The sequence below is a fragment of the Pseudoduganella sp. UC29_106 genome (assembly GCF_044055365.1).
Lineage (GTDB): Bacteria > Pseudomonadota > Gammaproteobacteria > Burkholderiales > Burkholderiaceae_D > Rugamonas.
The window spans coordinates 1,653,498-1,672,846 of the sequence record NZ_CP171977.1; the positions used below are offsets into that span (position 1 = coordinate 1,653,498).

Sequence of the window (19,349 nt, forward strand, 5' to 3'; positions counted from 1 at the left end):
TCATAAAGTTGCTATTTTGTCTATTTGCAACATACCGGAGGACTTATCTTGAACTACTCACTCAACAAGCGAATCCTGAGCGCCGGACTGGTTGTCCTCACCGCCGCCGCCATGACCGCATGCGGCGAAAAGGCCGAGAAAAAGCCGGGCCAGGCGCTCGCCAGCGTCAATGGCGAAGAGATCACCGTGCTGCAGCTGAACGATGAACTGTCGCGCAGCAATGCGCAGGCAGCCAACCTGGAAACCACGCGCAAGCAGGTGCTGGAAGCGCTGATCGACCGCCAGCTGCTGCAGGGCGAAGCGGCCAAGGAAAAGATCGACCGCGACCCGAAAGTGGTGCAGGCCATCGAGCGCGCCAAATCGCTGATCGTGGCCCAGGCCTATATGCAGAAGCGCGTGGGCACGCTGGCCAAGCCCACCAAGCCGGAAGTGGAAACCTACTTCAGCCAGAACCCGCAATTCTTCACCAACCGCAAGCAGTTCGACATGCGCGAACTGGTGGTCGCCACGCGCGACGTGAGCGACGACATGAAGACGGCGATGGATTCTTCCAAGTCGCTGGACGACGTGGCCGGCTGGCTGGACCAGCACAAGATCAAGTATGCGCGCGCCCAGATCAGCCGCACCAGCTCGGACTTGCCGCCGGAACTGTCGGCCAAGCTGCTGGCGATGCCGAAAGGGCAGATGTTCATCATCCGCGAGGGTGAGCGCAGCATGCTGATCTCGATTGCCGACATCCGCCCGGCGCCCGTCACGCTGGACGTGGCAACGCCGCAGATCGAGCAATTCCTGTATGCGAAGAAGAACAAGGAAGCGGCCGAAGCCGAAATCAAGCGCCTGCGCTCGACGGCCAAGATCGCTTACATGAACCAGGCCGGCGGCACCGGCACGCCGGCGGCAGCGCCGGCCACCGCCGCCGCTCCGGGCACGGCAACTGCCGCGCCGACCCAGTCGGCGGACGCCACGCCGGCCGATGGCGCCCGGCATGAAATAAACGAACGCGGTGTGGCCGGACTCAAATAAGTCCGTCCATTTTTACGTGAAGAAGAAGGGAGAACGATTATGAAACGACTGATGATGTGGATGATGGCAGTCCTGCTGGGCCTGTCCTTCGGCATCGCCCAGGCGGCGGATATCACGCTCGGCCCTGGTGACGTGGTGAAAGCCTCCGTTTACGGCAATCCCGACCTGGCCATTGAAACGCGCATCAGCGATGCGGGCCGCATGACCTTCCCGCTGGTCGGCGAAGTCGATGTGAACGGCCTTACCGTGCAGCAGGCGGAAAAGAAAATCGTCGGCTTGCTGCAATCGGGCGGCTACGTGAAGAAGGCGCAGGTGAACCTGATCGTATCGCAGGTCGCCAGCGCGCAGGTGTCGGTGCTGGGCATGGTTAACCGTCCCGGCCGCTATCCGCTGGAAGGCGGCAAGCGCGGCGTGATGGACATGCTGGCCCAGGCCGGCGGCTTCAATGCCGACGGCGGCGACGCGGTGAGCCTGGTGCGCACCCGCAACGGCGCCACCACCAAGACCGTGGTCGACGTCATCGATATCGTGCGCAACGGCGGCACGAACAAGGACCTGGAACTGGCGCCCGGCGATGTGATCTATGCCGAACGCAGCCCGCGCTTCTACATCTATGGCGAAGTGCAGCGCCCCGGCGCCTTCCGCCTGGAACGCCAGATGACGGTGGCGCAGGCGCTCGCTGTCGGCGGCGGCCTGACCCCGCGCGGCACCGAGCGCGGCATCAGCGTCAAGCGCCGCAACGGCGATGGCTCCCTGCATGTGGTGAACGTGAAGAACGATGACCTGGTGCAGGTGGACGACGTCATCCTGATCAAGGAAAGCTGGTTCTGACCGGCGAAAGGATAATCAATGAATTTCGCCCAGTTTCTGTTGATCCTGCGCGCCCGCAAGCGCATTGTGCTGCTTACGCTGCTCGTGACGGTGTGTGCCACCCTGGTTGTCAGCTTCCTGCTGCCCAAGACCTATAAGGCAACCAGCTCGCTGGTAATGAATTTCAAGGGCATCGACCCGCTGACCGGCCTCACCCTGCCGGGCCAGCTGCTGCCCGGCTACATGGCCACCCAGATCGACATCATCAGCAGCAAGAATGTGGCGCTGCGCGTGGTGGACCAGCTGAAGCTGGCCGACAGCCCGGCCGTCGTGCAGCAGTTCAATGACTCGACCGGCGGCCAGGGCAATGTGCGCGACTGGCTGGCCGAGCTGCTGCAGAAGAAGCTCGAGATCGTGCCGTCCAAGGAAAGCTCGGTGGTGGACGTGACCTTCAAGGGTTCCGACCCGCAGTTCGTGGCGGCCGTGGCCAATGCCTTCGCCGACGAATACATGAAGATCAGCGTGCAGCTGAAGACCGACCCGATGCGCAAGGCCACGCGCTACTTCGATTCCCAGCTCAAGTCGCTGCGCGACAACCTGGAGGTGGCGCAGTCCCGGCTCTCCAAGTACCAGCAGGATCATGGCATTGTCAGCGTGGATAACCGCCTGGATGTGGAGAACACGCGCCTGAACGACTTGTCCACCCAGCTGGTGATGGCGCAGTCGCAGTCGATGGAAGCCAATTCGCGCCAGTCCGTTGCCCGCGGTTCGGGCGGCGAGTCGCCGGACGTGGCCAACAGCCCCGTGGTGCAGAACCTGAAACTGCAGCTGGCCACGGCGGAAACCAAGCTGGCGGAAGTGAGTGGCCGCCTGGGCCGCAACCACCCGCAGGTGGAAAGCGCCCGCGCCGAAGCCGAGCGCCTGCGCCGCGCCCTGCGCGACAACACGGCCGTGGCCATGGCCTCCGTCAGCAACAACGCCGGCATCTTCGCCCAGCGCGAAGCGGCCCTGCGCGCGGCGCTGGCCGAGCAGAAGTCCAAGGTGCTGGAACTGAACCGCAGCCGCGACGAGCTGAATGTGCTGAACAAGGATGTGGAAAGCGCCCAGCGCGCCTTCGACAATGCCTCGCTGCGCTTCTCCCAGACCCGCATCGAGGGCGGTTCCGACCAGGCGGACGTATCGGTGCTGAATCCGGCCGTGCCGCCGATCGAGCCGGCTGGTCCGAAGATCATCCTGAACACCGTGCTGTCGCTGTTCCTGGGCAGCATGCTGGGCATCGGCCTGGCCATGCTGGCTGAAATGTTCGACCGCCGCGTGCGTTCGGCTTCCGACCTGACCGAAGTGGTGCAGATCCCCGTGCTGGGCGCCATCGACTGGAATCCGCCGAAGCCGCGCCGCTTTGGCCCGCTGCGCCTGAATCCGTCGCGCCAGCTGCGTTTGAATTGATATGGAGCCCGCAATGAACCATCCCTATCCCATCAATCCCGGCCTGCATGGCGCGCGCCAGGCCAGCATCGGCACGCTGCTGCTGGAGGCGGGCAAGATCACGGCGGAGAATGCCGAGAACGTGGCCGCGCTGCAGCAGGAAGAGGGCATCCGCTTCGGCGAAGCGGCCCAGCGCCTGGGCCTGGTCAACGAAGCCGACATCCAGCAGGTGCTGGCGCGCCAGTTCGATTATCCCTATGTGCAGGTGGGCGAGAAGCAGTTCTCGCCCAAGCTGGTGGCGGCCTTCCAGCCCTTCAGCCGCCAGGTGGAAATGCTGCGCGCCGTGCGCGGCCAGCTGATGATGCGCTGGTTCGCCCGCGGCCGCAAGGCGCTGGCCATTGTCGGCGCCGGCCCGGGCGACGGCGCCAGCCTGTTTGCGGCCAACCTGGCCGTGGTGTTCTCCCAGCTGGGCGAACGCACGCTGCTGGTGGATGCCAACCTGCGCCATCCGGCGCAGCAGGAAATCTTCGACCTGCATGGCCGCAGCGGCCTGTCCGACCTGCTGGCCGGGCGCGCCGGCATGGAAGCGGTGGCGCCGGTCGATGGCTTCGTCTCGCTGTCCGTGCTGCCGGCCGGCACCCAGCCGCCCAATCCGGCCGAGCTGCTGGCGCGGCACGCCTTTACCGGCCTGAATGCGCAGCTGGAACTGTCACACGATATCGTGCTGTATGACGTGCCGGACCTGGCCACCGCGTCCGACGCGCTGCCCGTGATCGCGCGCGCCAAGGGCGTGCTGCTGGTGGTGCGCAAGAACAAGACTTCGCTGTACGACGTCGCTGCCGTCGGCGAACAGGCGGCGCAGGCGGGCGCCGAAGTGGTCGGTTCGGTGCTGGTCGACTTCTGATCATGGAACCGACACTGGCCGTCCGTCATAACAGCCTGGATGCGCTGAAGGCCGTGCTGCCGGACTGGTGGCCGGTCCTGCTGGGCATGCTGGTGCTGTTCGTGCCCACCTTCCACACGCTGTTCACGGGCCTGTGGGCGACCGAGGAGCAGGCCCACGGGCCCATCATCCTCGGCCTGTCGCTGTGGCTGATGTACCGCAACTGGTCCGCCATGATGGCGCGCACCGAAGGCCAGCCGCCGCTGGCGGCCGGCTGGGTGATGCTGGGTGCGGGTCTGCTGCTCTACATCCTGGGGCGCTCGCAGGGCATCATTGCCTTCGAGATCCTGTCCTTCGTGGTGCTGCTGGCGGCCGTGCTGATGCTCAAGTGCGGGCGCGGCGCGCTGCGCGTGCAGTGGTTTGCTTTCTTCTTCATGCTGTTCATGGTGCCGCTGCCCGGCCCCGTGGTCAGCATGCTGACCATGCCGATGAAAATGGCCGTGTCCTGGGCCACCGAGCACATCCTGTTTGCGCTGGGCTATCCGATTGCGCGCAGCGGCGTGATCCTGCAGGTGGGCCAGTACCAGCTGCTGGTGGCCGATGCCTGCGCCGGGCTGCAGACCCTGCTGACCCTCGAGGCGCTGGGCCTGTTCTACCTGAACGTGGTGCGCCACTCGTCCACCTTCCGCAACGTGACGCTGGCCACCCTGATCATTCCGATCTCGTTTACGGCCAATGTGATCCGCGTGATCACGCTGTCCCTGGTGACCTACTACATGGGCGATGCGGCGGGGCAGGGCTTCCTGCACGGCTTTGCCGGCATGGTGCTGTTCGTTACCGCGCTGGTGCTGATCATCGGCGTTGATTCCTTCCTTCAGTGGTTCGTCAAATGGCGCAATTCATGAAAAAGTCGATGATGGTGAGCCTGGCTCTCGGCGCGCTGATGGTGTCATCGGCAGCCGTGACCAAGGTGGTCACGCCATCGGTCAAGATGGCGGATGCGGGCGGGCGCTTCAGCCTGCCCTCCATGGTGCCCCAGTCCTTCGGCGAGTGGCATGAGGATACTTCCATCATCCCGCTGCAAGTCGATCCGGCCACGCAGGCCAAGCTGGACAAGATCTACAACCAGACCCTGTCGCGCACCTATGTCAACCGGGCCGGGCAGCGCATCATGCTGTCCATCGCCTATGGCGGCGACCAGGGCGACAATATGGGCGTGCACAAGCCGGAAGTGTGCTACACGGCGCAGGGCTTCGACGTCAGCGGCGCCAGGACCGGCAGCATCAATACCGGCTACGGCGCCTTGCCCGTCAAGCGCCTGTATGCCGTGGCCGGCGCGCGCAACGAGCCGATCACCTACTGGATCACGATCGGCAAGAAAGCCACGCTGCCCGGCATGGAGCAGCGCCTGCAGGAACTGCGCTATGGCCTGACCGGCATGGTGCCGGACGGGATGCTGGTGCGCGTCTCGAGCATCGGCGCCGACGCGCCCGCCGCCTACGCGCTGCAGGAAAGCTTCATCAACGCGCTGCTGCGTTCGATGGATGAAGCGTCCCGCATCCGCCTGATTGGTGTGTTTGACGCATGAAGCTGCCTTTCTTCCGCAAACCAGCAGTAGCCGGCGGCGCCATTCCTTCGGCCAGGCCCGGCGGGCCGCTGCGCCGCGCGCCGGACCGCGGCATCCCGCTCATGCTGCTGCTGCCTTTCCTGGTGCTGGCGGCCTTCGTCGGCATGGTGGGCGGCCTCGATTCGCCGGCCCTGGTGGCCATCATCGGCTCGGCCGTGCTGTCGGTGCTGCTGCTGTTCGTGCTGCCGCTGTACGGCATGTTCCTGTGCCTGTATGTGCTGACCTTCCTCATACAGGGCTCGGCCCTGTACTTCCTCGGCTTCAAGTCCGCCACCTGGCTCGCCTTTGGGCTCGCCATCCTGTTCTTCTGCCGCGCGCTGCTGGACCTGGTGACCAAGCGCCAGCGCAATGCGCGCACCATGCAGGGCGACGGCTCGGTGGTCGTGCTGGCGGCCGTGCTATTCATCGCCTGCTTCGCCCTCAGCCTGGTGTTCAACCGTACGCCGAAGGCGCAGATCGCCTCCGGCATCAAGGCAACGCTGCCGATGTTTTCCGTGCTGTTTGCGCTGTACTGGTTCCAATGGAAGGAATTGCAGCTGGTGCGCATCTGGAAGCTGTTTTCCATCATCGTGCTGCTGCAGTTGCCCGTGGTGCTGTACCAGCACTTCGTGGTCGCCAGCGCCACCTCCTTCGACGCCATTGTCGGCACCTTCGGCGGCACGCCGGGGGCCGGCGGCAACAGCGCCATCATGGTGTTCTTCACGGTGGTGGCCATGGGCTACGCGGCCGCGCGCTGGCAGGCGGGGCTGCTGTCCGGGCGTGCCTTCTTCGGCATGCTGGTGGCTGGCCTAGCCATCATCATGCTGGGCGAAGTGAAGGCCGCCTTCATCTGGCTGCCCCTGGTGCTGGGCTGGGTGCTGCGCAAGCGCATCCTGCGCAGTATCACGGCCTTCATCGGTTTCGGCCTGCTGGTGGGCGCCTTCATGGGCGCTACCTACGTGGTGTACGACAGCCTGTACTGGGGCAAGAAGGTCGATGCCCAGCATAGCGTGGCCGACAAGCTGGACCAGGGCGGCGGCTATTTCTTCGACCCGAACAACGTCAACTACCGTACCGGCGAAATCAGCCGCGGCGCCTCGCTGGCGCTATGGTGGCGCGACCCGCAATCGACCGTGCCGCGCCGTCTGGTCGGCTACGGACCGGGCGCCTCCAAGCCCGCGGGCCTGATGGGCGCGGGCGAGGTGGCGCAGCGCTACCTGCCGCTGCACCTGGATGCCACGGCACTTGCAATCTTGTTGTGGGACCTGGGCCTATTGGGCGCTGTCGCCTACGGCTCCATGCTACTGTTTGGGCTCCTTGCCGCGTGGCGTTATATGCGGCAGGGCAGGGGAACTCCGGCCCAGCGCGCAATCGCTGACACTTGCGTCGCCGCAATGCTGCTGTTCCTGATGATGTTAGTTTACAGCCGGGCGGTAATGGATGAGCCAACTGCGCAACTGTTGCTGATGCTGTGCCTGGGAACCGTCGTTCAGTTATGCCGGTTTACCGACTCTCAACAAGCTGCTGCCAAACGGGTAACACCTGTTGTAAGGATGGCTTGACATTTCTCCTAGCTTGTGTATTTTTCGCGCGACATTTGTTAAAAAGTGCCGTGAGGAAACGGTTGTTGCAGCCGTTTGATGTACACTTTCCCTTCCTTAGAGAATCACTGACCTCGGGCTTATCAAGTCTCTAAGTTATTGATTTGAAAACGAATTGCTTGGAGAGTCTTACATGAAATTCCGTAAAGCCGCCGTTTTACAATTGGCCGTGTTATCCGCACTGGCAGCCTTCTCTTCGGCGAGCTACGCCGACTGGGCAACGTCCGTCAATATCGAAGCCGTGCGCCCCGCGCCGGACAAGATGCAGCTTCAACCGCAGAACCCACCCGGGTTCTCCTGGTCCCGATATCCGACGGCCACCTCGAGTACCTGGTACTTTGTCGTCATCCAGCCGCCTGCGCCCGCAGCGCCGATCAAGGCGGTGGTGTCGCGCAACTGGCTGCTGCCGACCCATGGCTTTACTGCGCCGGGCATCTACACCTGGAAGGTGGCGCCGTTCACCTACACCCAGGCGATGGCCGATGCGGCAGCCGCTTCGCGCGCCAAGTCCGCCTCGCTGAACTACAACACTGCGCAGACCGAAGCGGCTGCGGAAGCCGCCCTGGTGCCACTGGCCGAGCCGGTGGCCAAGGACTGGTCGTCCATCCGCAGCTTCACGCTGGATACCACAGCCATCAAGTTCGAAGTGCCGGACAATGCGACCTTGCGCGCCAACGTGACGAACCACGTGCGTCCGCGCATGCTGTCGAAGTACTTTGTGCCGTTCAACAAGTGGCCGGCATCGATGGTGACCGAGCGCGGCGACCAGGTGCGCCGCCTGACGGAAACCGTGGTGTCGCGCATTCCGCTGGCGCCGCTGAAGGATAGCGACTGGCCGCTGCCATACAGCACCACGATGACCACGGCGCTGAGCAACCAGAACACCGATATCCGCAATCGCGTCAACAAGATGGGCCACCAGGTGGAAGCGGCGTCGCTGCTGTACTTCCTGAAGTCGTACGATCCCGCGGCATCGACTTACCTGAATGAAGCCATCAAGCGCGGCGACGAGCTGGCCAGCCTGAGCCCAACCGGCCCGACCAGCTACGCGACGCAGGACCAGGCGACACGGACTATTGCGCTGTCGCTGTCGAAAGCGAAGGACGTGCTGTGGGATAAGCTGGATGCCACGCGCAAGGCCAAGTGGGCCGCCGCCATTGCGGCGCGCACTACGGACATCTACAACGACCTGTCCGGCAGCAATGGCCGCATGGACCAGTACCCGTATGACGCCCACGGCGGCAACACGCTGGGCTTCCTGGCCCTGATCGCGGCCCTGAACCTGGGTGAAGTGCCGCAGGCCCAGACCTGGTTCGACTTCGCCGTGCGTACTTATGTGCATCAGGTTTACACCTGGAGCGGTCCGGAGGGCGGCTATGCGAACGGCACGGCCTATGGCCAGGCCGCGGCCGATTTCTCCGTGCAGATCTGGGATCCGCTAAGCCAGGCGCTGGCCGTGTCGATCTACCGCAAGCCGTGGTCCGACGGCTTCCTGCGCTTCATGGCGCACTTCGTGCCGCCCGGCACCCCGAACCATGTGTTCGGCGACGGCCATGAAGATGTGCCCAACACTTATCTGCTGAAAGCCTTCGCCTCGCGCTTCGACACGCCGGCCGCGAAATGGTACTACCAGAACATGACGGGCGTGGAAGATCCGCTGACGCTGCTGCAGGCGCCGTCGCCGCTGCCGGTCAACACGGTCGCCAGCGCCGCGCCGCCGCCCAATGCCGCGATGTATCCGAGCGTGGGCTGGGCTGCGATGCACAGCTCGCTGGCCGATCCGAAGCGCACGTCGCTGTACTTCAAGTCCAGCCCCTACGGTTCGTACAATCACAGCCACGGCGACCAGAACAGCCTTGTGCTGAACAGCGGCGGCAAGCGCCTGCTGATGGAGGCAGGTTACTACGACTGGTACGGTTCGCCGCTGTGGACCAGCTGGTACCGCGCGACCAAGTCGCATAACGCGATCACCTTCGACAATGGCGTCGGCCAGAAGACGGACGGCAATACGGTCAACCTGGGCCGTAACGGCAAGATTACCGGCTTCTCGACCACGACCGAGATGGACTACGTGGAAGGCGATGCCACGCCGGCCTTCGAGGGCCTGGTGTCGCTGGCGCGCCGCAAGCTGTGGTACCTGCGCAGCCAGGACCTGGCGGTGGTGATGGATACGATGACGTCCTCCGTGGCGCGTTCCTTCGAATGGAATTTCCACGCACCGGTGACGATCGCGGGCCAGGCCGACGGCAGCGCCACCATCGTCAACGGCGACCGTTCGCTGTGCGTGCGCTCGATCACGCCGGGCACGACGCTGATCAAGCGCACCGGACCGGCGCCGCTGACCGGCTTCGAGGACCACGCCGCCTTCACCCGTCCCGCCGCCACCAAGGCTGAGTTCCTGGTGCTGCTGGACGTGGGCTGCAAGAACCCGGCCGTGAGCCTGACGACCGGCTCCAGCAGCCGCACGCTGACCGTCGGCAGCCAGACCATCACGCTGCCGCTGCCGTAAGCCCTCTTACTCTTCCTCACCCGAAGCGCCGGACTCGAAAGAGCCGGCGCTTTTTTTTCAACCCACGGCCAAAAACTGGTGGCTGCCACATCGTGGCAGCCACCTGGGTTACGGCCCTGGTTTTTGCGCGCGCTTTCTTTGATCAAACGCAAAATATCTTGCCACAATCCCCCCTAATCTGACCCCTTTTGACCCCGCGCACGATTGAAACCATCAACCGTTGAAATCAGGGGAACTTGTTATACTAATTTCAAGTTTTTCGATTGGGCATGAGGATATGACAGCGCCATACTCGGGACATCAAACACGGCGCAATATCGTTGCCTTCCTGGCCGGTAAAGTGCCTACCGCACTACTGACGGCCGCCGTGCTGGGCTTGTCCGCCCGCGTACTGCCGGCGGCCGATTTCGGCTACTACGTGATCGGCATGGCCTTTGTCGAGCTGGCGCTCGGGCTGTCCACGCTGGGCATGGACTGGGTCCTGCTGCGTTTCATACCGGACGTGCGCCTGCACGGCAGCCGCAGCGTGCTGGCGCGCCTGGTGGGCGGCGTGGCGGGCTGCCGCCTGCTGGTGCTGTCGCTGATCGCGGCGGGCATGCTGCTGTGGCGCGAGCCGTTGCGCCAGGCCACGGGCTTCCCGCCTGAACTGGCGGGCGTGCTGGCGATGCTGCTGGTGGCGGAAGGCACGATGCGCGTGCTGCGCGATAACACGCTGGAAGCGCTCGCACTGCAAAGCCGCATGCAGGCCGCCACCGTGCTGAAAAGCTCCATCGTCGCCGTCGCGCTGCTGATGATGGACAGCGGCACGGCGCGCGGCCTGCTGCTGGCCGAGCTGGCGGCGGCTGCCGCCACGCTGCTGCTCGCTGCAGGCTTTGTCGCACACGCCATGCGCGCCTTGCCGGCGCAGTCCAAGCCAGGGTGGCAGCGCGCCACGTTCACGCAGATGCGCCAGGTCGCGCTGCACAACTATGCCAGCGGCATCGTGGAGTACCTGTATTCACCGGCCTTCCTGATCCTGCTGCTGGCGCGCGTGCAAAGCGCGGAAGCGATGGCCGGGCTGGGCTTCGTGCTGCGCCTGACGGACATCATCCGCAACTACATGCCGGGCATGGTGATCTTCTCCGTGGTGCGCTCGCGCATGATCGGCGCCTATGCCGGCAACCGCGATTACGGCGAGCTGCAGCGCTGGGCGCACTTCGTGTTCAAGATCAGCGCACTGACCTTGCTGCCCGTGCTGGCCGTCGCCGTCGTGTACGGCGACCTCGTGCTGCGCCTTGCCAGCGGCGGGCGCTTCGCCGAATACCACGGGCTGTTTGCCGTGCTGTGCGCCTGGCTGGCGCTGCGCCTGCACCGGCTCATCCTGAACGTGGTGTGCAATGCGATCGGCCTGATGGGCATGTGGGCGCGCGCCGCATTGTGTTCGCTGTTCGTGCTGCCCATTCTCTACCTGGTGGGCTTTGCGCACCTTGGCGTATGGTTCGTCGCGCTGGCTTTGCTGGGCAACGAAATCGTCATCAACTCGCTGGTGGTGGCGGGCATGCGCGCACATGGTTTCGCATGGCCGCTGGGCCTTGGCTGGTGGCTGCGCGCGCTGGCCGCACTGATGGCAGCGATGCTCGCGGCAACGCTGGTGCCGGGCCACGACGTGCTGGCCGCAACGGCAGGAGGCCTGCTGCTGTGCGCCGTATTCGGAGTAGCTCTGCTATTGTCCGGCGTCATCGACAAGATGGACCGCAAACTGATCAACCGGGCCCTTGGCCGCCAGCTTTTGCCGGATGCATGATGAGAATTCTCGCGATATACCCGGGCTTGAACCCGGTCTTTGATGAAGTGGCTTACGCCTTGCCGCCACTGGTGGCGCGTGGCGCCGCAGTACGTGTGATCACCTCGCGCGTATCGGCGCTGAAAAGCGCGGAGCAGGGCGCCGACTTCGAAAACTTCAACGGCGTGGAAATCCACCGCGTCTTCCCCGACCTCGCTGCGCTGTCGCAGCGTTCGGACGAATACCTGCAATCGGTGGAGAAGCTGGCCGACGATTTCGAGCCTGATGTGCTGCTCGTGAACTCCTTCCACACCTTGCCGCTGCTGTCGCGCCTGCGCGAGCGCTACAAGGTGCCCGTGCTGCTGCGCGTGGAGTCAGCCGATCCCAGTCTGCTGGTGCGGCGCCGCTATTATGGCGGCGTGCCTGCGCTGGGCCGCCTGGCGGGCCGCATGCGCTGGTGGCAGGTGTGCGGGCAGGTCGATGCCGTGATGAGCAATGACCCGGCCGATCTGCCCGGCCTGGCGCACATCGGCCTGCGCGGCCGCCGCGCCTACTACGCCTCGCATTGCGCGCAGCGTCCGCCCGAGTGGCGTCCCGCCAGCGAACGCAATCCTGCGGAAATGATTTATATCGGATCGCTGATCCGCCACAAGAACTGCACGCGCTGGCTGGAAACCGTGCCCGCCATTCTTGAGCAAACGCCGGTGCAGCGCTTTGTCGTCATTGGCCGCGGGCCCTACCTGCACGTTGTGGAAGAACTGAAGAAGCGCTTCGGCGACCGCATCGAACACATCACGGGCGTAACGCGGCTGGAAGCCTTGCAGCGCATGTCCTCCGCATATTTCGCCTACACCGAAAGCAATTCGGGCTGGGGCTTCCTGTGCGATGCGTGGTCCACGCGCACGCCGGTGCTGTGCCCGCAATCGACGTTCAGCATCGTGCCCGGCTGGACCGGCATGATGCCGCAGGATGTGCCGGCGCTGGTGTCCACCGTGCGCCGCCTGTATGACGACCCGGAGTATTACAGCGCCCTGCAGGATGGCGGCGCGCTGCGCTACGCCTCCGAACACACGGCGGACGTGGTCAGCAAGCAGTACCTGCAGATCCTGCGCGAAGTGGTGGCGGAAGGGCGCAAGCCATGATCCACGTGCTGCTCTCGCAAGCCGGCGGCTACCGCGACATCATCGCCTACCTGGCCGGACGCGGCGCGCGCGTGACCGTCATCGGTCCCGAACCGAGGGAAGGCATACGGGGCAAGAAGGAAATCGTGCGCGCCATGCTGTCGCCACGCGTGCTGCGGACGCGCGGCCTCTGGACGCGCGAGGACCGCGTGCTGATCGTCGGCTGGCAAGCCTTGCCGGTGCTGGCGCTGATCAAGGCGGGCGTGCTGCCGCGTCCCGCGCGCCTGCTGGTGATGGGCTGCTTCATCCACGGCGAGGGCGCGCGCCGCGTCGTCAATCGCGCATGGAAGACGCTGCGCTTTCCCGGCCTTGGCTTCATCACTTTTTCGCCGGGCGAAACGCGCAACCTGATCGATGAAGTGGGCATGCCGGCAGACAGCGTGCATTACCACCTGTGGCGCCAGGAACTCGATGGCCAGGCGCAGATGCAGGCGGAGGACGGCAGCATTTTCGCGGGCGGCTTTTCCAACCGCGATTACGACCTGCTGCTGCAGGCGGCCGAACCGCTGCCGGCGCCGCTGGTGATCGTGGCGTCCGCGCGCAATGCGATCGCGCCGCCGTCGAACGAGCACACGACCATCCACCGCGACCTGCCGGAAGGCGAGTTCGAAGACCTGCTGGCGCGCAGCACCGTCGTTGCAATGCCGCTGCGCAGCCAGGGCGAGGCTTGCGGACAAAGCGTGCTGCTGCGCGTACTGCGCAATGGCAAGCCGCTGGTGGCCACGCGCCACGAGTCGATCGAGGAATACCTGGGCGCCGATTATCCGGGCTTCGTGCCGCACAACGATGTGACGGCGCTGCGCACCGCGCTGGCTTCCGCGCTGGAGCAGCCGGGCCTGCGCGCCGTGCTGTCCGAACGCATCCGCGAAGCGGGCCGCAAGCTCGAACAGCGCGGTGAACCGGGCGCCGAAATTGAAGAGTTTTTGTTAGCATAATTTACATGAAACGCTTGCGCATACTGCAACTTGTGCCGGAGCCGCTACCGACTTTCAGGGCGGATGTGGCCACGCTGTTTGGTAAATACCTGCCGCGCCACGGCGTCGAATGCCACCTGGTAGGGAAGGGCAGCGCGGCCCCGCTCGACGCGGCAACCCACGGCTTCGCGTCGCAGCGCCGCTCGCGCGATGGCGCGCGCTGGAAGTCCGAACTGTCCTTCGCCTGGCTGTGCCTGCGCGCGCTGCTGGGGGCGAACCGCCGCAACTGTGACCTGATCCAGGTGCGCGATATGGTGTCCATTGGCCTGCTGGCGCTGTGCATTGCGCGTCTGAAGCGCATCCCGATGGCGTACTGGGTTTCCTATCTGATGAGCGAAGGCCGCATCGAACGCGCGCAAGCCGATCTGGCGCGCCGCGGCGGCCTGCGTGCGCGCCTCGTGCTGGCGAAAGGCGTGGCCGAACGCTGGCTGCTGTATCGCGTGCTGCTGCCGCGCGCCGACCATGTGTTTGTGCAAAGCGAGGCGATGGCGGCATTGATGGCCAGTCATGGCGTGCCGCCTTCGCGCCTGTGCGCCGTGCCGATGGGCGTGGACATGGAAACGGTCAGCGCCGGCGGCCTGGCGCCGCGCGCCTGGGCCGGTTGGGAAGGCCGTCCCGTGATCGCCTATCTCGGCACGCTGGACCGTGCGCGCTGCCTGGACAAAGTCATCGATGCGCTGGCCCTGGTCCGCAAGCAGGTGCCCGATGCATGCCTGCTGCTGATCGGCTCTTCGCCGCGCCCGGAAGACATCGCGCTGTGGATGAACACGGCGCAGCAGCGCGGCGTGGCCGATGCGGTGCAGGTCACGGGCTGGCTGCCGGCCAGCGAAGCCTGGCAATACCTGCTGGGCGCGCAGGCCGCCGTTTCCTATATTCCGCGCGGTGCGCTGTACGACGTCAGCTCGCCAACCAAGCTGCTTGAATACCTCGCGCTGGGCATGCCCTGCGTGGGCAACGACACACCGGACCAGGCGGCCGTGCTGTCCGCCAGCGGTGCGGGTTGGCTGTCCGCCAGCACGGCTGAAGCGATGGCCGACGGGCTGGTTGCCATCCTGCGCGACCCCGCAGCGGCGCGCCGGCGCGCGGCCGCGGGTCCGAATTTCATAGAAGCGGTGCGCAGCTACCGCGTGCTCGGTGAAGCCGTGGCGCGCCGCTATCACGACGTATTGGGAGGAGAGGGCCATGCTGTCTGATCTCCGCAAGGAATTGCTGTACGGCGGCCGCGCCCTGGTGCGCGACAATATGCTGAGCCGCCAGCTGGTGAAGCGCCTCGGGCGCCACGAAACGATGGACGATGCGCAGCTGGAGAAACTGCGCAAGGGATTGCTGCACCGCAGTCTGCAAACAGCGGTGGACAAGCTGCCTTACTACCGCCACGTTCCACGCAGCTTCTCCGTCGATGAAGCGGACGTGGTGCTGCGCGAATTTTTCCCCGTGCTGGAAAAGCATACGCTGCTGGACAACCACGAAGGCCTGTATCCCAACGGCGGCGCCAAGCGGCCCTGGGAAGCGCTGGGCAAGACCAGCGGCACCACGGGCACGCCGCTGGTGGTGCTGCGCAGCCTGCAGTCGGTGCAGATGGAGCAGGCTTTCATCAAGCGGCACTGGACCTGGGGCGGCTACCACGACGGCATGCCGCGCGCCACGCTGCGCGGCGATATGATTGTGGGCCTGGACCAGCAGCGCCCGCCGTTCTGGTTCGTCAACCGCTACAACCGGCAGTTGCTGCTGTCTTCGCGCCACCTGACGGACAACTGCATCGATTCCATCATCGACAAGATCGAGCACTTCGGCCCCGCGATGATGCAGGCCTACCCGTCCACAGCCTACACGCTGGCGCAGTACCTGGAGCGGCGCGGCAAGAAGCTGAAGATTCCTTTCCTGTTCACGGCGTCCGAGCCGCTCTATCCGCATCAGCAGGCGCTGGTCACGGAACGCCTGGCAGGGCAGGTGATGGATATGTACGGCATGGCGGAACGCGTGGCCTTCGCCACCCAGTGCGAGCACGGCGAGATGCACGTCAACCCGGATTATTCCTGGGTCGAGATCCTGGACGATGACGGCAAGCCGACCAGCGGCTACGGCCACATCGTCGGCACCACCTTCCACAACCTCGCGATGCCGCTGGTGCGCTACCGCCTGAGCGACCGCACGCGCTGGAAGCCGGGCCGCTGCGCCTGCGGCCGCAACTTCCCGATGATCGAGCCGGTGACCGGCAAGCTGGAAGACGAAATCACGGGCGGCGACGGCAATCCCGTCAGCCCCTCTGTCCTGACCTTTGCCTTCAAGGGCGTGGAAAACATCCGCAAGTCGCAGGTGGCCCAGGTCGGCCCTGGCCACTGGGAACTGCGCCTCGTTCCCGACAAGGGTTACAGCAATGCGGACCGCGAAAAGCTGCTGGATAACATCCGGCACCTGGTCGACGCCACGGTGCGCGTGACGGTCGTGGTCAGGAATGAATTGCCCAACACGGCGGCCGGCAAGTTCCGCTGGGTCGTCAACGAATGGCGGCCCGCAGCATGAAGAAGATCGTCATGCTCGGCACAGGGCTGGACACGATGGGGGGCATCGCCTCCGTGGTCCGCGTTTACCAGGAAGCGGGCCTGCTGCGCCGCTACGGCATCCGCTACATCGCCACCCACTGCGACGGCGGCAAGCTGCGCAAGTTCCGTGCGATGGCCGGCGCCTACGTGGCCTTCCTCGGCATGCTGTTGCGCGGGCAGGTGGGACTGCTGCATGTGCACGTGGCTTCGCGCGCCAGCTTCTGGCGCAAGTCCGGTTTCTTTGCGCTGGCTTTTGCATTCGGCATTCCCGCCATCCTGCACCTGCACGGCGCCGAGTTCGCGCAATTCTACGGCGAGGAATGCGGCCCGCTGCGCAAGCGCATCGTGCGCGGCATCTTCGACCGCTGCCGGCGCGTGGTCGTGCTGTCGGACGCGTGGAAGCGCTGGGTGCAGGGCGTGTCGAAAAATCCTCATGTGGAAGCGATCTACAACCCCGTGCTGCTGCCGCCTTCCGCCGTCGCATGGACGGCGCGCCAGCCCGGCGCCGTGCTGTCGCTGGGCCGCCTGGGCAAGCGCAAGGGCAGCTATGACTTGCTGGAAGCGGCGGCGCGCGTGCTGCCTTCCGCACCGGCCGTCGAACTGCGCCTCGGCGGCGATGGCGAACTCGATGCGGTGCGCGCCCGTGCCGCGCAACTGGGTATGGCCGACCATTTGAATTTGCTGGGCTGGGTCAATGGCGAGCGCAAGGAGCAGCAGCTGGCAGGCGCCATGCTGTATGCGCTGCCGTCCTATAACGAAGGCCTGCCCATGAGCGTGCTGGAAGCGATGGCGGCAGGACTGCCCGTGCTGGCCACGCCGGTGGGCGGGATTCCGGAAGCCGTGTCCGACGGGGTGGAGGGCTTCCTGGTGGAGCCCGGCGATGTGGAAGCGCTCGCTGCCCGCCTGGCGCAGCTGCTGCAGGATGAGGCGCTGGCCCAGCGCATGGGCGCGGCCGCGCGGCACAAGGTGGAGACGACGTTCTCCAGCCAGGCCGTGCTGCCGCGCGTGGAAAAAATGTATCAGGAATTGGGATTTGCGCCGCTATGACGTCACTGGCCTGGAAAATCAACCGTCTCAAGCTGATGGGGGCGCCCGAGATAGCGTGGCGCGTGCGCCAGCTGGTGCAGAAGAAGGCCAGCAGGCTGGGACTGGGCCTGGTGCTCGATCCCCCGGCGCCGTCGCTGGAGCGCTTGGGCGCGCACTTCCTTGCGGCCGGCGCTCCCGCACTGGCCGGTGCCGCGGCCCTGAGGGCTGCGGCCGATGACGTGCTGCACGGCCGCTGGAATGTCTTCGCCATGCGCGGCATGCAACTGGGCTTCCCGCCGCAGTGGAACCGCGACCCGAAAACGGGCACCGTGGCGCCCATGACGCTGGGGAAGACCATCGACTACCGCAGCGAACGCGTGGTGGGCGACATCAAATACCTGTGGGAGCCCAGCCGCCACCTGGAACTGGTGACGCTGGCGGCCGCCTACCGCGCCACCGGCGAGCAGCATTATGCGCAGGGCGCCAAGGTGCTGCTGCTGTCCTGGTTCGAACAATGCCCGTATCCGATGGGTGTGCACTGGACCAGCTCCCTGGAACTGGCGGTGCGCCTGCTGAATTGGGCCTGCGCTTGGCAGCTGCTGGGCGACGAGGTCGGGCGCGACGCGATTTTCCGCAAGCGCTGGCTGGACAACATCTACCAGCACTGCCACTTCATCCGCGGCTACTTCTCGCGCCACTCGTCCGCCAACAACCACCTGTTCGGCGAATTCATGGGCCTTTACGTGGCCAGCCTGCAGTGGCCCTGCTGGCCGGAGAGCGCGCGCTGGCATGCGCTTGCACGGCGCGGCCTGGAAGCGGAAGCGCTGAAGCAGAATGCCACCGATGGCGTGAACAAGGAACAGGCCATCTACTACCACCATGAAGTGATGGACATGATGCTGCTGTGCCAGCACATCGGCGCGGCCAATGGCGAAAGCTTCCCGCCGTCCTATCTGCAACGCCTGGAGCGCATGGCCGAATTTGTGGCGGCCCTGATGGACGTGGGCGGCAATGTGCCGATGACGGGCGATGCGGACGATGCGCAAATGGTGCGCCTTAGCCACGAGCCGGAATGGAGTCCTTACCGTTCGCTGCTGGCCAGTTGCGCCATCCTGTTCAGCCGTGCGGACCTGAAAGCGAAAGCCGGTGCGCTGGACGACAAGAACCGCTGGCTGTTTGGTGCACACGGCGTCGCGCACTGGGCGGCGCTGCAGCCGGCCGGGCCGGAGAAACCCGTGATGGCCTTCCCGGAAGGCGGCTACTACCTGCTGGGCAAGGACTTCGGCACGCCGGGCGAAGTGCGCATCGTTGCCGATTGCGCGCCGCTGGGCTACCTGTCGATCGCGGCCCACGGCCATGCCGATGCGCTGTCCTTCACGCTCTCCGCCGGCGGCGAGGAACTGCTGGTCGACCCCGGCACCTATGCCTATCACACGCAGAAAGCGTGGCGCGACTACTTCCGCGGCACGGCCGCGCACAACACTGTGCAGGTGGACGGGCAGGACCAATCCGAGATCGGCGGCAACTTCATGTGGTTGCGCAAAGCCCATGCGCAACTGGTCACGCACCGCATCGCTGGGGAACACCAATTGTTCGAAGGAAAACACGACGGATACCGCCGGCTGGCGGATCCTGTGCTGCACCGCCGCATGATTGCCTTCGATTCCAATCGGAACGGGGTAGTTGTCAAAGATATCTTAGAATGCTTTGGCGAGCATGAGGTGGCATTGCACTGGCATTTCGGGGAGAACTGCCAGGTTCGGGCCGAAGGCGGCAGCCTGTCGGCACAAGCCGGGCAGCGTGGATTGCGCATGGCCTGCGGCTTCGGAAATGGCCCGGATTTATTGCATTGCAGCATGACTCCCATCGCCGGATGGATTTCGCGCAAATTCGATGAAAAGGCCGGCATCACGACGGCGGTGTGGCGCGGCAGGATCCGCGGCACCACCGAGATCGTGACCGAGATTGCACTGACGGCGGGCTGAAGACGGCCCGCCCAACAAAAG

Annotated in this window: 15 protein-coding genes; all 15 read left to right on the forward strand. The window is 65.1% G+C overall.

What is annotated here, in order from left to right; genetic code table 11:
- The first annotated feature begins 48 nt into the window (after positions 1-48).
- The 15 genes from ACHMW6_RS08685 (at position 49) to ACHMW6_RS08755 (ending at position 19,328) form a co-directional block, all read left to right on the forward strand.
- Positions 49-1,023, forward strand: a complete 975-nt coding sequence (locus ACHMW6_RS08685; protein ID WP_395406731.1) for an EpsD family peptidyl-prolyl cis-trans isomerase — start codon at positions 49-51, stop codon at positions 1,021-1,023.
- A 39-nt stretch (positions 1,024-1,062) separates the two neighbouring features.
- The gene (gene epsE, locus ACHMW6_RS08690) at positions 1,063-1,854 is read left to right on the forward strand and encodes a polysaccharide export protein EpsE (RefSeq protein ID WP_395406732.1); all 792 of its coding nucleotides are present in this window, start codon (positions 1,063-1,065) and stop codon (positions 1,852-1,854) included.
- A gap of 18 nt (positions 1,855-1,872) precedes the next feature.
- Entirely contained in the window at positions 1,873-3,279 is a 1,407-nt protein-coding gene (gene epsF, locus ACHMW6_RS08695) for a chain length determinant protein EpsF (RefSeq protein WP_395406733.1), read from the forward strand.
- Positions 3,280-3,292: 13 nt separating this feature from the next.
- The gene (gene epsG, locus ACHMW6_RS08700; protein ID WP_395406734.1) at positions 3,293-4,162 is read left to right on the forward strand and encodes a chain length determinant protein tyrosine kinase EpsG; all 870 of its coding nucleotides are present in this window, start codon (positions 3,293-3,295) and stop codon (positions 4,160-4,162) included.
- A gap of 2 nt (positions 4,163-4,164) precedes the next feature.
- Positions 4,165-5,046, forward strand: coding sequence for an exosortase B (gene xrtB / locus ACHMW6_RS08705; RefSeq protein ID WP_395406735.1), 882 nt, complete (start codon positions 4,165-4,167; stop codon positions 5,044-5,046).
- Positions 5,043-5,729 carry an exosortase-associated protein EpsI, B-type gene (epsI, locus tag ACHMW6_RS08710; RefSeq protein ID WP_395406736.1) on the forward strand — a complete coding sequence of 229 codons (687 nt, stop codon included), beginning with the start codon at positions 5,043-5,045 and terminating at the stop codon, positions 5,727-5,729. The genes xrtB and epsI overlap by 4 nt, the downstream gene beginning before the upstream one ends.
- A complete protein-coding gene (locus ACHMW6_RS08715; protein WP_395406737.1) occupies positions 5,726-7,309 on the forward strand; it encodes a hypothetical protein in 1,584 nt (527 codons plus the stop codon). Before epsI ends, ACHMW6_RS08715 begins: the two co-directional genes overlap by 4 nt.
- Positions 7,310-7,481: 172 nt before the next feature.
- On the forward strand, positions 7,482-9,857 hold the full coding sequence (locus ACHMW6_RS08720; RefSeq protein ID WP_395406738.1) for a heparinase II/III family protein: 2,376 nt from the start codon (positions 7,482-7,484) through the stop codon (positions 9,855-9,857).
- Between the two features lie 277 nt (positions 9,858-10,134).
- On the forward strand, positions 10,135-11,640 hold the full coding sequence (locus ACHMW6_RS08725; protein WP_395406739.1) for a lipopolysaccharide biosynthesis protein: 1,506 nt from the start codon (positions 10,135-10,137) through the stop codon (positions 11,638-11,640).
- A complete protein-coding gene (locus ACHMW6_RS08730; RefSeq protein ID WP_395406740.1) occupies positions 11,637-12,761 on the forward strand; it encodes a glycosyltransferase in 1,125 nt (374 codons plus the stop codon). The genes ACHMW6_RS08725 and ACHMW6_RS08730 overlap by 4 nt, the downstream gene beginning before the upstream one ends.
- Complete coding sequence (locus ACHMW6_RS08735) at positions 12,758-13,735, forward strand: glycosyltransferase (protein ID WP_395406741.1); 978 nt, start codon at positions 12,758-12,760, stop codon at positions 13,733-13,735. Before ACHMW6_RS08730 ends, ACHMW6_RS08735 begins: the two co-directional genes overlap by 4 nt.
- Before the next feature lie 5 nt (positions 13,736-13,740).
- A complete protein-coding gene (locus ACHMW6_RS08740; protein ID WP_395406742.1) occupies positions 13,741-14,967 on the forward strand; it encodes a glycosyltransferase in 1,227 nt (408 codons plus the stop codon).
- A complete protein-coding gene (locus ACHMW6_RS08745) occupies positions 14,957-16,297 on the forward strand; it encodes a phenylacetate--CoA ligase family protein (protein WP_395406743.1) in 1,341 nt (446 codons plus the stop codon). The genes ACHMW6_RS08740 and ACHMW6_RS08745 overlap by 11 nt, the downstream gene beginning before the upstream one ends.
- Positions 16,294-17,364 carry a glycosyltransferase family 4 protein gene (locus ACHMW6_RS08750; RefSeq protein WP_395406744.1) on the forward strand — a complete coding sequence of 357 codons (1,071 nt, stop codon included), beginning with the start codon at positions 16,294-16,296 and terminating at the stop codon, positions 17,362-17,364. Before ACHMW6_RS08745 ends, ACHMW6_RS08750 begins: the two co-directional genes overlap by 4 nt.
- On the forward strand, positions 17,361-19,328 hold the full coding sequence (locus tag ACHMW6_RS08755; RefSeq protein WP_395406745.1) for an alginate lyase family protein: 1,968 nt from the start codon (positions 17,361-17,363) through the stop codon (positions 19,326-19,328). The genes ACHMW6_RS08750 and ACHMW6_RS08755 overlap by 4 nt, the downstream gene beginning before the upstream one ends.
- Positions 19,329-19,349: the final 21 nt, after the last annotated feature.

Bases quoted from the DNA above. Each gene is read 5' to 3' on its own strand.
- epsE (WP_395406732.1), top strand. From the start codon at position 1,063: ATGAAACGACTGATGATGTGGATGATGGCAGTCCTGCTGGGCCTGTCC.
- epsF (WP_395406733.1), top strand. From the start codon at position 1,873: ATGAATTTCGCCCAGTTTCTGTTGATCCTGCGCGCCCGCAAGCGCATT.
- epsG (WP_395406734.1), top strand. From the start codon at position 3,293: ATGAACCATCCCTATCCCATCAATCCCGGCCTGCATGGCGCGCGCCAG.
- xrtB (WP_395406735.1), top strand. From the start codon at position 4,165: ATGGAACCGACACTGGCCGTCCGTCATAACAGCCTGGATGCGCTGAAG.
- epsI (WP_395406736.1), top strand. From the start codon at position 5,043: ATGAAAAAGTCGATGATGGTGAGCCTGGCTCTCGGCGCGCTGATGGTG.
- ACHMW6_RS08715 (WP_395406737.1), top strand. From the start codon at position 5,726: ATGAAGCTGCCTTTCTTCCGCAAACCAGCAGTAGCCGGCGGCGCCATT.
- ACHMW6_RS08720 (WP_395406738.1), top strand. From the start codon at position 7,482: ATGAAATTCCGTAAAGCCGCCGTTTTACAATTGGCCGTGTTATCCGCA.
- ACHMW6_RS08725 (WP_395406739.1), top strand. From the start codon at position 10,135: ATGACAGCGCCATACTCGGGACATCAAACACGGCGCAATATCGTTGCC.
- ACHMW6_RS08730 (WP_395406740.1), top strand. From the start codon at position 11,637: ATGATGAGAATTCTCGCGATATACCCGGGCTTGAACCCGGTCTTTGAT.
- ACHMW6_RS08735 (WP_395406741.1), top strand. From the start codon at position 12,758: ATGATCCACGTGCTGCTCTCGCAAGCCGGCGGCTACCGCGACATCATC.
- ACHMW6_RS08740 (WP_395406742.1), top strand. From the start codon at position 13,741: ATGAAACGCTTGCGCATACTGCAACTTGTGCCGGAGCCGCTACCGACT.
- ACHMW6_RS08745 (WP_395406743.1), top strand. From the start codon at position 14,957: ATGCTGTCTGATCTCCGCAAGGAATTGCTGTACGGCGGCCGCGCCCTG.
- ACHMW6_RS08750 (WP_395406744.1), top strand. From the start codon at position 16,294: ATGAAGAAGATCGTCATGCTCGGCACAGGGCTGGACACGATGGGGGGC.
- ACHMW6_RS08755 (WP_395406745.1), top strand. From the start codon at position 17,361: ATGACGTCACTGGCCTGGAAAATCAACCGTCTCAAGCTGATGGGGGCG.